Genomic DNA, 14873 nt, shown 5'->3' on the forward strand with positions numbered 1-14873 from the left:
ACCCTGATTTGCACCCTATGACGACACACCTGATGGCGAAATCCCGCTTGGCAATTGCCGCCTTGGCAACATTGGCGGGCGCGCTGGCGAGCTCCGAAGCGTGGGCGCAAAACTTTCCGATCAGCAGCGGGCAGCGCCAAACCGCAACGGCGGTAGCCCAAAAGGGGGTTCCACTGAGTGAGCTGGCAGCCAATGCCCCTGAGCGCTACACCATCAAGAGCGGCGACACGCTGTGGGGTATTTCCAGTCTCTTCCTGAAAAGCCCTTGGCGCTGGCCCGAGTTGTGGGGCATGAATCTCGACGAGATCAAGAACCCGCACCGGATTTACCCCGGTCAAATTTTGATTCTGGAGCGCGTCAACGGTGTTGCTACCCTCAAGTTAGCCAATGCGGTCGGCTCCAGCAACCAGCCCGTCGATACGGTGCGGGTCAGCCCTCGCACGCGCTTTGAGAGTTTGCCGGACTTCGCACTCCCTACGCTGCGCACCAGCGTGATTGAAGCCTTTCTGGCCGAGCCGTTGATCGTGGACGCAGCCGGACTGAGCGCGGCCGCACGAATCGTTGCCACCCAGGAGGAGCGTGTACTTCTGGCGCGCGGTGACCGCGCTTACGCGCGAGGCACCGAGACCCCGCTGCTGGACAACCAGGAGAAAGAGCAGCTTTTCCGCGTTTTCCGGAACGCCACTCCACTGAAAGACCCCGGCACCGGCGAAATTCTGGCCTACGAGGCCCAATATGTGGGCAAGGCAACTCTGGCGAGAAGCGAATCAACCTCTGATGTGCCGGGTCCGGACGGCACCACCGTGAGTGCGATTGTGCCGGCCACTATCGATATTATTTCGGCCAAAGAAGAGATGCGGGTAGGCGACCGCCTTTTGCCGGAGCCACCCAAACAGTTCGCGAGTTATACGCCCCGGGCACCTGAAGGCAAGGTCGCTGGCCGCATCGTCTCGGTGTACGGAAGCACATCGATCGTGAACGCTTCACAGAATCAGGTGGTTGCCATCAGCCTTGGCAAGCGGGACGGTATCGAATCGGGCCATGTTCTGGCAATTCAAAAAGACGGTGCGCGGGTGATGGATAAGTCAGACCCCAGCCGTCCGCTGATGAAGTTGCCTGATGAGCGCAACGGCATCCTGATGGTGTTCAGCGCTTACGAAAAGGTCTCTTACGCACTGATTCTTGAAATCACAGATGGCGTGCGCGTTGGTGACCGGTTGATGAACCCTCGGTAAGCGCCAGCGGGTTTAGCGATGGACTCGGCTGAGCTCAAGGCGTGGCTCCGTCTTGGCCTGACGGAGGGCGTCGGGGACGTCTCTGCGCGGGCACTTCTGCAGCACTTTGGTCTACCGGACGCTGTATTCAGTGCCAGTGAAGCTGCGCTTCGCGAATGTGTTTCTCCGCGGCAAGCACTAGCGCTACTCCGCGAGCCTCCAGAATTGGAGGATTTGCTTGCAAAAACTGAATCGTGGCTTTCCGGGGCACCGCAGCAACGTTGTGTTGTTACGCTTGGAGACAGCGCCTATCCTGAGGCTCTGCTCAACACCGAAGACCCTCCGCTACTACTTTACGTTTTAGGGCGCATTGATATTTTGGCGGCCGGGTTTGCCGAGTGCAGCCGGACCGGGGTGGCCATCGTCGGTAGCCGGAATCCCACACCACAGGGCACGCAGAATGCGCGCCAGTTTTCAGCCGCCCTTGGCGAGGCGGGTATGACTGTCGTCTCAGGCTTGGCTTTGGGCATTGATGGCGCTGCCCACGAGGGTGCGCTATCAGGATATGCACATTCCGGCTGGAGCACTGTGGCAGTGGTGGGCACGGGCCTTGACCGGGTATATCCCAGAGCACATCTGGACCTTGCGCACCGCATTGCTGAGCGCGGCGTGCTCATCAGTGAGTACCCGCTAGGCACCGCGCCGCATTCCGCCAATTTCCCCAAGCGGAACCGGATCATCTCCGGTCTGTGTAAAGCAACGCTGGTGGTCGAGGCAGCACTCAAGTCCGGGTCCTTGATCACTGCGCGAATGGCGGTGGAGCAAGGCAAGGATGTTTTTGCGATCCCCGGCTCTATCCACTCCCCCCAAGCCCGGGGGTGTCATGCTCTGATTAAGCAAGGTGCGAAGTTGGTGGAGTCTGCACAAGACATTCTGGATGAACTACCTGCGACCTCATCTCCAAGTTCCGATGGGTCAGTGGGAGCGGGCTCATCGGTAGCCGCGCCCAGCGTAGAGCTGTCATCTCTAGAGTTGGGGCTGTTGAATGCCCTGGGTTTCGAGCCCACGTCGCTGGATATGCTTCAGCAACGCAGTGGAATGGATACTGCAACCCTTCAGGCCCTGCTGATGGGGCTAGAGCTCTCCGGCTGGGTCGCGCGCTTGCCGGGGGGCAAGTTTCAGCAGCTCGGCCGCGCCTGAAAACTGCTTTTAACAGTTCAATCCTTGGAAAAGGGGGGCAGTTTGCAAGGCCCCACAAAGTCCTGTTTTTGTGCGCTATATTGGGCTCCATGTTTGAAGTCCTCGCCTTTGTTTACGAAAATTTTTGCGCTGAAGACGGCTGTCCCGAGCCCATGCATCTTCAGAAAAAACTCAGTGCCGTGGGCTTCGATGCCGAGGAAATAGCCGACGCATTGGACTGGCTCTCCGGCTTGAGCAATGCCGCACGATTTGCCAAGCCTGCGGTGGCTTCAGCGCCTACCGTGCAGCACCTCACCGGTTTGCATCTGCCGTCCAGCGACAGCACCCGAATCTATTCTCCGCAAGAGCAGAGTCAATTGGGCTCGACCTGTTTGGGATACCTGCACTTCTTGGACTACGCGGGAATTGTCCCGCACCATATCCGTGAAGTTGTCATGGAGCGAGCAATGGCAGTGCAAGACGGCCCGGTTACCTTGGAAGACTTAAAACTCATCATCCTGATGGTCTTCTGGAGCTTTGGTCAGGAACCCGATGCGTTGGCGCTGGACGAGTTGTGCAACGGGGACGATATCCGCGTCGTCCATTGAGTCGCGCCCTGCCGATGACAATTACGCGAGCAGGCGCTCCGGGTTGGCTTCCAGCTTAGCGAGTGCATCACGGGTGGCCCGCACCGTGAGCGCCTCTTCTTCCTGTGGGAGCAACAGGCCGGCCTGCAAATAGGCAGCCAAGCGCCCTCCCTGAATAAGAAAACTCTTGCCCGCAGTCGAAGCGAATAAATTCAGGTGCTTCTTGTCACTGCGCCACGCAAACTGCACCTGTGTGATCTGGTGGTTATGGTCCAAGGTGTACCAGGTACCCAGTTGTAATTCGTGGGCCCAAGCCATCATGGCGGCGGTCGGTTTGGAGCCGCCGTTGGCCACCACCTCGATAGCGGAGGCATCGATTCCGAGCATCATCTCTATGCTTTCGGCATCGAGAGGCAGATCGCCCATACCGTCTTCGGAAACGAAATCTTCCAGATTCCCTAAGCGCTGGGCCATGGCATCGATCTGTGCTTGCGGAATCGCCTGCGTCTTGGACATAAATGCATCGGCCAAGGTGTCGCTGATCCGTTTCACATGGGCTTCTTGCTCGGAAGGCGCCATCGCAAGCAGCGTCATCCCCGATCGGAGTCGCAACAGCAGATTCGGCAGGTCTTGGATGACACGGGCCCGATCCGAGCGATTGGGTTTCGCACTGGCAGCCCAGACCAGATCGGTCGCCGATTTTTTGAGTACCAACGTATCGGCGTGCTGAGGCCCTTTGCGCACTGCCGAAACCGCCAACGCCTCCGCCCAGACTTTGAACAAAAAGTCACGGATTTCTTCGCGTACCGGCATGCCCTTCAACATGTTGCGCATCTCAATCGTGTATTGGATGGCAAGGGTTTCCTTTTGCTCCACTTGCTGGGCTACGCCCACGACCTTCTGTGCCGGGCCTTTTTCTGTCAAAAACTTGGCAAGGAACTTTTGAAACTCATCAAAAACGATCTGATAGACCTTTTTCCCGGTTTCAGGGTACTGCTCAATCACCTGCACAATGCGTTTGATCTCGGCCTCCATGGCACTGCCATGCACACCGACCGCATCAAACCCCATCACACAGGACCCCATGCGATCAATCAGCATGCGCGCAGGATGTGTCGCGGTGCCAAAAAAGTCAGGGTCTTCCAAAGCGACGCGCAAGACGGGCATCTGAAGACGAGCAAACCAAACACGGATACCGGGAGGGATACGCTCTTCTGCCAAGATGGCCTGAAACATCAACGCAACGATCTCAATCGTTGCCTTTTCACCTTTGGTCTCCGCTTTCTTTTTGAGCTCCGCAGTTTTTTCTCGCAAATCTCCCGCAACACGTGCCACTCCGGCAGGGCTGTAGTCTTCAAACTGGGTTCCACCCGGGGCATAGGTCCCTGACGGCCCGGGCCGGTAGGCCATAGCCTCCGCCAATGCTGGAGACGGAGCATGATGCTCCGTACCTACAAAGTCGCCACCACCGTGGGTCACAAACAGTTTGCGGATCTGACCGATCACCCCTTGTGCTCGGCTCCGCGCGCGTGCCAGCGGTGTGGTGGCGGTCAACATGCGAGTTTCCTCTGCAGCACCATAGGCCACACCAGGGCCACTGGTCGGGCTCGATTGGCGCCAGAAAGGCGTGGGTGTGGAGGTGCTCACACCTTGCGGACCAGATGCCGCTCCCGGGCCTGTTGGCGCGGAGGCAGCAGGCCCACCCCAGCCTAGACGGCCACTGAAAAAGCCACCGCCACGCCCTTGGGAACCCGGGGCCTCCGCACCAGGATACCCCGCGCCTGATGGACTTTGATGGGCAGACTGGCCTTGCAATCCGCCTCGCGAAGTGGGTTGCCCGTAAGAGGTCCCGCCGAAGCCACCGCCTTGCGGCCCTGAACCTTGCTCAGCGTAGTTAACGGGACCATGGCCACTCATACCCGCTTCTTGCGGGCTTTCCATAGCGGGGGCATGGCCCGTTGGGGGTGCATTGTTTGCTCTGACAGGGGCTTTGACGCGGTCCTTCAGCTCTATGCTTGGCATTACGCCTTTGTTGATGAGCACCTCATTGGCATTTTTATAAGCCACGGTCAGGCGCTCGATCAACAGCCGCTGAACCACCTCGGTCACCAAAGGCCAGGATTCGCCCGGCATTCCGGAGTTTGCCCATTGCTCCACAAGCAACAAAACTAGAACTTCAGGGCGAAAGAGATCTCTCCCGTCCAGATCGTCGGAGGCCTCGAGGTACTTGATTCGAATGCGCAAGTCATCCAGTTGCGGCAAGACTTTTTCGTTGACCGCCAGAACCATGCGGGAGGCCAAAATTTTGTTTTCAACCACCTCAGTTCCAACCAGCTCCAGCCCGGCTGCTTCCAAACCGAGCGACTTTTTCTGAACTGGAGGGTCCAGACACTCGCGCCAGGCTTTATTCGTACCCTCAATCCACAGTGGCTTGCTTTGTTTGTAAGCCATCCAAAAGTCCCGCCGCAGCTGCGCTTCACGGGCATTGGTCAGTTCATCCATGAGGGTCGTCAGTCGCTCCTGCACTGCCTCACTGATTTCCAGCAAGGCCTTACCAGCCTCTGCAAGAAACCGCTCACGCAAAGCACGGGTCAGCTGCAAACGGGGTGAAAGCGCCTGACGGGTAACCATGGATGAAGCGCCCTCTCGTTAAACCGTTGCGCCGGCGTTGGGGTCGGAAGGATCCAATTCTTTTTTAGGCCCGCCCTTGACCAAGTCCTCACGCTGGATGCCCAACCACATTGCAATCGCGGCCGCCACGAAAACGGAGGAGTAGATTCCGAACAGGATGCCGATGGTGAGCGCCAGCGCAAAATAATGGAGCGTGGCACCGCCGAACACCAACATGGACAACACCATCAATTGCGTCGATCCATGGGTGATGATGGTCCGGCTGATGGTTGAAGTGATCGCGTTGTCAATGATCTGCTCGGTATTCATCTTGCGGTACCGGCGGAAGTTTTCCCGGATTCGGTCGAAGATAACCACGGACTCGTTCACCGAGTAACCCAGCACGGCCAATACCGCCGCCAACACGGGCAGCGAAAACTCCCACTGGAAGAATGCGAAGAAACCGAGAATGATGATCACGTCATGCAAGTTGGCAATGATGGCTGCTACTGCAAACTTCCATTCGAAACGGATCGCCAAGTAGATCATGATGCCAACGACCACGAAGGCAAGCGCCTTCAGGCCATCTGCCGCCAGTTCGTCGCCCACTTGAGGGCCCACGAACTCTGTGCGACGCATGGTGGCCGACGGGTCTGCAGCCTGGAGCGCTGCCATGACTTTTTCACTTTGCTGGCCGGATGTGCTGCCTTTTTGCACTGGCATGCGGATCAAGACATCTTGTGCCGTACCGAAGTTTTGGACCTGCACATCATTGATACCCAAGGTATCAACCGTGCTACGGATTTTGTTGAGGTCGGCCGGCTGCGAGTAGCTCACCTCCATCAACGTGCCGCCTGTGAACTCCACCGACAAATGCAGGCCACGGGAGAACAAGAAGAACACAGCCGCCACGAAGGTGACGAACGAAATCAGATTGAAAACTAACGCATTCCGCATAAACGGAATGTCACGGCGGATCTTAAAAAATTCCATGACTTTTCCTTAAGGGGTGGTGACTTCGTTACCCGAATCAGGGCGCCACACCGTGCCGATAGAAACCGTTTTCAGCTTCTTTTGGCGACCGTACCACAAATTCACCAAGCCACGCGAGAAGAACACGCCGGAGAACATGCTGGTCAAAATGCCCAGGCAGTGCACCACAGCAAAGCCCCGCACCGGACCGGAACCGAATGCCAGCAAAGCCAAGCCTGCGATCAGCGTGGTGACGTTGGAGTCGATGATGGTGGCCCATGCACGGTCATAGCCGGCGTGAATCGCGGCTTGGGGCGATGCCCCGTTGCGCAACTCTTCGCGCACCCGTTCATTGATCAACACGTTGGCGTCAATCGCCATACCCAGTACCAGAGCCATGGCCGCCATACCGGGCAGCGTCAAGGTGGCTTGCAACATCGACAACACTGCCACCAGCAGCAGCAAGTTGAATGCTAATGCCACGCTGGAAATTACGCCAAACAGCATGTAATACATGCACATGAAAACCGCCACCGCCAAGAAACCCCAGGTCACGCTGTTGAAGCCTTTGGCAATGTTTTCAGCACCCAAGCTCGGGCCGATGGTCCGCTCTTCAATGATTTCCATAGGGGCAGCCAAAGAACCCGCACGCAACAGCAGTGCTGTATCGGCCGCCTCTACGGTGGTCATACGACCGGAAATCTGAACGCGACCGCCACTGATTTCAGAGCGAATCACCGGTGCGGTGACCACTTCGCCTTTGCCTTTTTCAAAGAGCAGAATCGCCATCCGCTTGTTGATGTTCTCCCGCGTCACATCGCGGAAGATACGGGCACCCTTCGCGTCCAGCGACAGATTCACCGTGGGTTCCTGTGTCTGACCATCGAAACCGGGCTGTGCATCTGTCAGATTTTCACCGGTCAGAATGACCTGCTTTTTGACAATAACCGCATTGCCCTCGCGGTCCAGATAACGCTCGGAGCCAAATGGCACCGGACCCGTACCGGTTTCCGCGGAGCGGGCTTCTGTGCCCTCGTCAACCAGACGAACTTCCAAGGTCGCTGTGCGACCCAGAATATCTTTGGCTTTGGCGGTGTCTTGCACGCCGGGCAACTGCACCACGATGCGGTCCAGTCCCTGCTGCTGAATCACCGGTTCGGCCACGCCCAGCTCGTTGATCCGGTTGTGCAGGGTCGTGATGTTTTGCTTGAGCGCTTGCTCTTGGATTGTCTTGCCGGAAACGGGTTTGATGGTGGCTACCAGCTTCACATCAGCGCCGTCGGCCGCGGTCACTGCATCCAGATCCGCAAACTGGTCTTGGATAATGCGTTGCGCAGATGCTGCGGTGGCAGCATCCCGGAAACGGACTTCAATGGTTTGGCCGTTGCGGGCAATACCGCTGTGACGGACATTCTTCTCGCGCAAGACGGTGCGGATATCGCCAGACAGGGACTCGGCCCGTTTGGTCAGTGCGGCCTGCATATCGACCTGCAGCATGAAGTGCACACCACCTCGCAAATCCAACCCCAAGTACATGGGGGAAGCGCGCAACGAAGTGAGCCATACCGGCGAACGCGACAGCAAGTTCAAAGCAACGATGTACGCCGGGTCCGAACCTTCCGGGTTGAGCGCTTTCTGAACCGCGTCCTTGGCCTTGAGCTGCGCGTCAGTGTCGGTAAACCGAACTTTTATCGAGGCGCCATCTAAAGAAACCGCATCCGGGGTCAGTCCGGCGGTTTTCAACGACTGCTCTACCTTGGCCAGCGTTGCTGCATCCACCTTCACTGAAGATTTGGCCGCAGACACCTGCACAGCCGGAGCCTCACCAAACACATTGGGCAGGGCATATAAGCCACTAACCACCAGCGCGACCAGAATGATCGCGTACTTCCACACCGGATAACGGTTCATGATCGCGCTTTACTAACGGTTAAGAACGGCTGCTTACTTGATAGAGCCTTTGGGCAGCACTTGAACCACTGCGCTGCGCTGCACCTGCACTTCGACTCCGCTGGCGACTTCCAGGCCGACATAGCTGTCACCCAGCTTGCTCACTTTGCCCAGCACGCCGCCGGCAGTTACCACTTCATCACCCTTGGCTAGGGCGTCAATCATGGCGCGGTGCTCTTTTTGCTTCTTCATCTGGGGGCGGATCATCACGAAGTACAGCACCACAAACATCAACACCAAAGGCAGCATGCTCATCAAAGAGGATTGCATGTCTCCGCCAGCGGCAGCAGGAGCAGTTTGGGCAAAAGCAGAAGAAATGAACACAGGCAAACTCCACAAAAGGGATCAGAGAAAAGAATTTCAACCCGCGGCACGGCCGCAAGCGAACCGACCGGCTTGCAGCCAGTCAACCGGTCATTGTAAGCGGGGGAAAAGGCCCGCCCGTGATGGGCGGGCATGGCCCTAGGCGGCCCGGGCCTGTTGGCTTGCGGGCTCGGCGTGATAGCGGGCCAACAGATCTACCCACTGGCGGCGGGCGGCTTTCAGATGGCGAACCTTGACGTGGCCGAATCCTCGGATTTGCTCCGGCACCCTTGCAAACGCAGTGGCCGCCTCCCGGTTGGACGCCGTCAACCCGGGGAGAATGCCTTCAATAGCGGCCTGGTATTGCGCAATCAAAGCCCGCTCTTCGCGTCGTTCCCCGGTGTACCCGAACACATCCAGGGCAGTACCCCGCAGCACCTTCAAAGGTGCCAGGAGACGGAAGCCCCACACCATCCAGGCGCCGAACCGGGACTTCAAGGCTTCACCCTGTGCGTTCTTGCGGGACCAGAGCGGGGGTGCCAAGTGGTAGGCGAGGGAGAAGTCCCCCTCAAACATGGCGTCCACCTTGGCACGAAAAGCGGGGTCGGTTTGCAAGCGCGCCACCTCGTATTCGTCTTTGTACGCCATCAACTTGAACAAATAGCGCGCCACGGCTTCGGTCAATTGCAGCTTGTCCCCTTGCAGCGCAGCCTCGGCGGCCCTCACCCGATTCACAAAATCGGTATAGCGACCGGCGTAGGCTTCATTCTGGTAGGCCGCCAAGAAGCCGCTGCGTCGCTTAATCATTTCGTCCAGTGTTTCTTTGCTCCGGGGAACAAAGCTCAGCACCTGCCCCGGCGTCAGGGCCCGCTGCACCGCAGGCCAATCGACCGCCGCACGGCGACCCCACTCAAACGCTGCCTTGTTGTTGCCCACGGCAACCGCATTGAGCTCAATGGCGCGCATCAGCGCAGCCAGCCCCAGGGGAATCCAACCTTTCTGCCAGGCATAGCCCAGCATCATGGGGTTGGTGTAGATGCTGTCGCCCATGACCTTGGTGGCCACCGCATCGGCATCGAACAAGCCCACATGGCTCTCGCCCACCGTGCGGGTGATATCGCTCACACACTGGTCGCCAGGGTTGGTCCAGTCGGCGTTGCGCACAAATCCGGCCGTCGGCACGGTGTTGGTATTCAAGGCCACATGGGTACGGCCCGGACGCATTCGGATCAAGGTTTCCTTGCCGGCGACCACCACCGGGTCGCAACCCAAGACAAGGTCTGCCGACGCGGTGCCGACTCGCGTGGTGCGGATCGCGTCTTGAGAGGCGCCAATCAATACGTGGCTCCAGGTCGCGCCGCCTTTTTGAGCAAGGCCCCCGGCGTCCTGGGTGACGATGCCTTTGCCTTCCAAGTGCGCAGCCACGCCCAGCAACTGGCCAATGGTGATGACCCCCGTGCCCCCCACCCCTGCCACGATGGTTCCCCAGACACCCCCGGGTGCCGTGGAAAGGTCGGGGATCTGCGGGTCCGGCAACGCAGGCCAACCACTGGCGTCGGTTTGCAGCTTTGCGGGCTTTTTGAGCTGCCCGCCTTCGACGGTGACAAAACTGGGGCAGAACCCTTTGACGCAGGAGATATCTTTGTTACAGGTGCTCTGATTGATCTGGCGTTTGCGTCCGAAATGTGTTTCCAGAGGCTCCACGCTCATGCAGTTGCTTTGCACACCACAGTCGCCACAGCCCTCACACACCAAATCGTTGATGACTACGCGCTTGGCAGGGTCCAACAAGGTGCCGCGCTTACGGCGGCGGCGCTTTTCGGTGGCGCAGGTCTGGTCATAAATGATGACGGTGGTGCCTTTGATTTCGCGGAACTCGCGCTGGATGCGGTCCAGCTCGTCACGGTGCTCAATGGCAATGCCCTCGGGCAGCCCATCCACTGCGTCGTATTTCTCGGGCTCGTCCGTCACTACTATGATTTTGATAGCACCTTCCGCACGCATGCTCTGGGCTATCTGCACTACCGAGTGCCCTTCCGGCCGCTCACCCACCTGCTGGCCGCCCGTCATGGCGACCGCCTCGTTGTAGAGGATTTTGTAGGTGATGTTGACGCCGGCTGCAATGCTTTGGCGCACCGCCAGCAGGCCGCTGTGGAAGTAGGTGCCATCGCCCAGGTTGGCGAAAATGTGCTTGTCGTTGGTGAAGGGCTGCTGCCCGACCCACGGCACGCCCTCCCCACCCATTTGGGTAAAGCCATCGGTGCTGCGGTCCATCCAGATGGTCATGAAATGGCAGCCGATGCCGGCCATCGCCCGCGAGCCCTCCGGCACCTTGGTGCTGGTGTTGTGCGGGCAGCCTGAACAAAACCAGGGTTGGCGAACCGCTGCCGCCGCACCGGCGTTGCCCAAGTCGATCACGTGCATGGCCCGCTCTTTGGCTTCCAGAATCGCCATCTGGGCGTCGATGCGGGCGCTGGTGTCGGCATCCAGCCCCAGCTTTTTGATGCGCTGGGCAATGGCACGGGCAATGATGGCCGGCGACAAATCGGCGTTTGCGCGCAACAGGGTGTTGGCGCTCGGGTTGGGCATGGACCACTCGCCCCCGGCACCATAGTGGTCAGGCGTTTCCACTTCATTGAACTTGCCCAGCACCGTGGGGCGCACGTCAGAGCGCCAGTTGTAGAGCTCTTCTTTGAGCTGGTATTCGATGACCTGGCGCTTTTCCTCCACCACCAGAATCTCCTGCAGGCCGGTGGCGAACTCGCGGGTCAGCTGCGCCTCCAGCGGCCACACCACGCCCACCTTGTGCACACGGATGCCGATGCGGCGGCAGGTGTCGTCATCCAGCCCCAAGTCGAGCAGCGCCTGGCGGGTGTCGTTGTAGGCCTTGCCGCTCGAAATGATGCCGAAGCGGTCGTGCGGCCCCTCAACCACGTTGTGGTTCAACCGGTTGGCGCGGATGTAGGCCAGCGCGGCATACCACTTGTAGTCAAACAGGCGGGCTTCCTGGTCCAGCGCATGGTCGGGCCAGCGGATGTGCAGGCCACCGGGCGGCAGCTCAAAGTCGGCCGGCATACGAGTGAGGACGCGCTCCGGGTCGATGGTGACCGTGGCGCTGGATTCCACGATTTCCTGAATCGTCTTCATACCCGCCCACACGCCCGAGAAACGGCTCATGGCGAAGGCGTGCAGACCGAGATCCAAAATTTCCTGCACATTGGCCGGGAAGAACACCGGGAACCCGCAAGCCTTGAAGATGTGATCGCTCTGGTGGGCGGCGGTAGAGCTTTTGGAAATGTGGTCATCCCCCGCCACGGCAATCACACCGCCCCAGGGCGTGGTGCCGGCCATGTTGGCGTGCTTGAACACATCGGAGCAGCGATCGACCCCCGGGCCTTTGCCGTACCAGATGCCGAACACACCGTCGTATTTATTGGTGCCCGGCGGTGCAAAACCCAACTGCTGCGTGCCCCACAAGGCAGTAGCAGCCAACTCCTCATTCACCCCCGGCTGAAACTTGATGTGGTGGGCCTCCAGGTACTTTTGCGCTTTGACCAGCGACTGGTCATAGGTGCCCAAGGGCGAGCCGCGGTAGCCGCTGATAAAGCCGGCCGTGTTTTTGCCGGCACGCTGGTCGCGCACGCGCTGCAGCATGGGTAACTTGACCAGCGCCTGCACGCCGCTCATGAAAGCGCGGCCGTGGTCGAGGGCGTATTTGTCGTCGAGGGTGACGGTGTCCAGCGCCGTGCGGATGTGCGCGGGCAGGTCCCGGTTGAGGGGGGCATTCATGGTGCTTGTCTCCGTGTTTTTGTTCGGCAAAGTGTATGCCTCACTCGCAGATAAGTCTTTGCGTTCTTTGCCCTCAATAAGCCTTTCAAAGAACGATTCTTTCTCCATAATGCGTTTTATGGAAACACTCGACCGCTATGACCTGGCCATTCTGAGCGAACTGCAAACCGACGGTCGCCTGAGCAATGCTGAACTTGCCACCCGCGTAGGCCTGAGTGCGGCGCCGTGCTGGCGGCGGGTGAAGGCGCTGGAGGACAGCGGCTTTATTACCGGCTACCGCGCCGAGATCAACCGCCACAAAATCGGGCTGGGCGTGCTGGCGTTTGTACGCCTGGACGCCAACCGCAACAGCGGTGATGTGCTGCACGAACTCGAAGAGGCGATACGGCGGATCCCGGAGGTCATCAGCTGCCACTACATCAGCGGCACCGGCACGTTTGAGCTGCAAGTGGTCAGCCGCGACCTCAACAGCTTCAGCCAGTTCGCGCGCGAGGTGCTGATCAACCTGCCCAACGTCAAAGACCTGCACACCAGCTTCTCGCTGGGCGAGGTGAAGGCCAGCAGTGCGCTGCCGCTGGCCCAACTGACAAGCACACCAGACCCCAGCCGCAAGGGACGCCCATGAACCGCAAACAATTCTTCACTTTGATGTGTTTTTGGCCTCTAGCCCTGGTCATTCATGCGCAACCAGCTATCAATTCAGGAGCGCTTGAGTCTACACTCCCGATGCGTAACCTGATGATCGAAGTGCGACAACTCCAGTCAGACCAAGGCCGGCAAGCCACCCTCGGGGTGGAGCAGGGCCGGATTTCAGGCGCCCTGGAGCAAGGCCGCAACAGCACCGCCACCGTGCAACAGGTGCTGGTGCTGAACGGGCGGCCTGCGCGAATTGCGGTGCAGGCCCAGACACCGCTGCGCCTGCTGCAGCAGGTGCTACGGGGCGGTCAGGTCCTGACCTTGCAGAGCACGGTGCTGATTGAAGCCGGCACCGGCTTCAGTGCACTGCCCCGCTGGAACGGGGCCCAGCAGGTCGACGTGGAGCTCAACACGCAGCAGGCCTTGCGCCCCCTGTTCCCGCCCCCCGGCATGGCCGTGGCTCCCACTGCGCAAGCCAGCGTCGGCAGCAACATGGTGCTGCCGCTGGGTGAGTGGGTCACCGTCGCGGAGTCTGAGCAAAGTCTGGACAATAGTCGGGCTGATCTGCGGGGCGCAGACACCCAAACCGGCGTGTCTCGCACCGAGGTGCAACTGCGGATTTCGGTGCGCTGAACCGAAATCCGCCCTCAGACTCAGCGGTGCAGCACTTCGCGGATGGTGGCGGCTAACTCTTCTTCCACGAACTTGGCGATGTAGGCATCCGCACCCACGCTCTTCACATGGCTCTCGTTGGTGGCACCGGTCAAGGACGAGTGGATGATGACCGGCAACGAGCTGAAACGGCCGTCCTGCTTTATGTTGCGAGTGAGCGTGAACCCATCCATCTCTGGCATTTCGAGATCGGTCAACATCAAAGCCACTTTGTCCTTGATCGTCTTGCCTTCCTCTGTCGCCTGGGCGTGCATGGCTTGCAGCTTTTCCCAGGCTTCTTTACCGGTTTTGGTCATGATGTACGGCACATCCATGCCCTTGAGACCCTTCTCGATCATCATGCGGGCCACCGCGGAATCGTCGGCCGCCAGAATGATCTGACCCGGCTCCAAACGCAGCTTGGGCGCCGTGCTTGGCACCTCTTCTTTGACCTCTTGGGGCATCACGTCGCGCAGGATCTGCTCCACATCCAGCACCTGGGCCAAGCGGGTGTTTTCGGCATTGCCATCGAGGCGGGCAATGCTGGTGACCAGCCCCCCGCCTGTGTTTTCAGCGGACAGCACCTGCTTCCACTCCAAGCGGACGATTTCGTTGACTTCTTCGACCGCAAAGGCTTGCGTGGTGCGGGCGAACTCGGTCACCAGCAGAATCCCCAGACCCTTGGTCGGCGTGCAGCCCACCACTTGGGGCAGGTTGATCACGGTAATCATCTGGCCACGGATGTTGGCAACGCCCATCACGGCGGGCGGAGAATTCACCATAGCGGTGATTTCCGGCATCACCAGAATTTCACGGACCTTGAACACATTGATGCCGAACAACTCCCGGCGCTGCGTACCCGGAGCTTCGCCCAAGCGGAACAACAATAGTTCGAACATGCTGTTGGCGGCGAGGTTGGTCCGCTCATCAATGTCGCGCATTTCTTTGCTCATAGGTCCGTCCTTAAGTTCCGAATCTCACA

General features: G+C 59.2%; 11 protein-coding genes. 5 read left to right on the plus strand and 6 right to left on the minus strand.

Features of this window, described 5'->3' with window-relative positions; genetic code table 11:
- The first annotated feature begins 17 nt into the window (after positions 1-17).
- From QZW03_RS11380 to QZW03_RS11390, 3 genes are all read left to right on the plus strand, one after another.
- Positions 18-1235, plus strand: a complete 1218-nt coding sequence (locus QZW03_RS11380) for a LysM domain-containing protein (protein WP_296510123.1) — start codon at positions 18-20, stop codon at positions 1233-1235.
- An 18-nt stretch (positions 1236-1253) separates the two neighbouring features.
- Positions 1254-2414 (plus strand): DNA-processing protein DprA, encoded by a 1161-nt coding sequence (gene dprA, locus QZW03_RS11385; protein WP_296510124.1) that lies wholly within the window; start codon positions 1254-1256, stop codon positions 2412-2414.
- Between the two features lie 89 nt (positions 2415-2503).
- Positions 2504-3001, plus strand: coding sequence for a DUF494 domain-containing protein (locus QZW03_RS11390; RefSeq protein ID WP_296510125.1), 498 nt, complete (start codon positions 2504-2506; stop codon positions 2999-3001).
- A gap of 21 nt (positions 3002-3022) precedes the next feature.
- Here the strand turns inward: QZW03_RS11390 and QZW03_RS11395 are convergent, their stop codons facing one another.
- From QZW03_RS11395 to QZW03_RS11415, 5 genes are all read right to left on the minus strand, one after another.
- Positions 3023-5611 carry a DUF1631 family protein gene (locus tag QZW03_RS11395; RefSeq protein ID WP_296510126.1) on the minus strand — a complete coding sequence of 863 codons (2589 nt, stop codon included), beginning with the start codon at positions 5609-5611 and terminating at the stop codon, positions 3023-3025.
- A gap of 18 nt (positions 5612-5629) precedes the next feature.
- Positions 5630-6583, minus strand: coding sequence for a protein translocase subunit SecF (gene secF, locus QZW03_RS11400; protein WP_296510127.1), 954 nt, complete (start codon positions 6581-6583; stop codon positions 5630-5632).
- Positions 6584-6592: 9 nt separating this feature from the next.
- Positions 6593-8473, minus strand: a complete 1881-nt coding sequence (secD, locus tag QZW03_RS11405) for a protein translocase subunit SecD (protein ID WP_296510128.1) — start codon at positions 8471-8473, stop codon at positions 6593-6595.
- 33 nt (positions 8474-8506) lie between these two features.
- On the minus strand, positions 8507-8836 hold the full coding sequence (gene yajC, locus QZW03_RS11410; RefSeq protein ID WP_087495958.1) for a preprotein translocase subunit YajC: 330 nt from the start codon (positions 8834-8836) through the stop codon (positions 8507-8509).
- A gap of 138 nt (positions 8837-8974) precedes the next feature.
- On the minus strand, positions 8975-12604 hold the full coding sequence (locus tag QZW03_RS11415; protein WP_296510129.1) for an indolepyruvate ferredoxin oxidoreductase family protein: 3630 nt from the start codon (positions 12602-12604) through the stop codon (positions 8975-8977).
- A gap of 118 nt (positions 12605-12722) precedes the next feature.
- On the opposite strand from QZW03_RS11415, the gene QZW03_RS11420 reads away from it, so the two are divergent.
- A complete protein-coding gene (locus QZW03_RS11420) occupies positions 12723-13229 on the plus strand; it encodes an Lrp/AsnC family transcriptional regulator (RefSeq protein WP_296510130.1) in 507 nt (168 codons plus the stop codon).
- A complete protein-coding gene (locus tag QZW03_RS11425) occupies positions 13226-13873 on the plus strand; it encodes a hypothetical protein (RefSeq protein ID WP_296510131.1) in 648 nt (215 codons plus the stop codon). Before QZW03_RS11420 ends, QZW03_RS11425 begins: the two co-directional genes overlap by 4 nt.
- A gap of 20 nt (positions 13874-13893) precedes the next feature.
- Here the strand turns inward: QZW03_RS11425 and QZW03_RS11430 are convergent, their stop codons facing one another.
- Positions 13894-14844, minus strand: a complete 951-nt coding sequence (locus tag QZW03_RS11430) for a chemotaxis protein (protein WP_296510132.1) — start codon at positions 14842-14844, stop codon at positions 13894-13896.
- Between the last annotated feature and the right edge of the window lie 29 nt (positions 14845-14873).

This window comes from Rhodoferax sp. (assembly GCF_013297935.1).
Classification (GTDB): Bacteria; Pseudomonadota; Gammaproteobacteria; order Burkholderiales; family Burkholderiaceae_C; genus Allorhodoferax.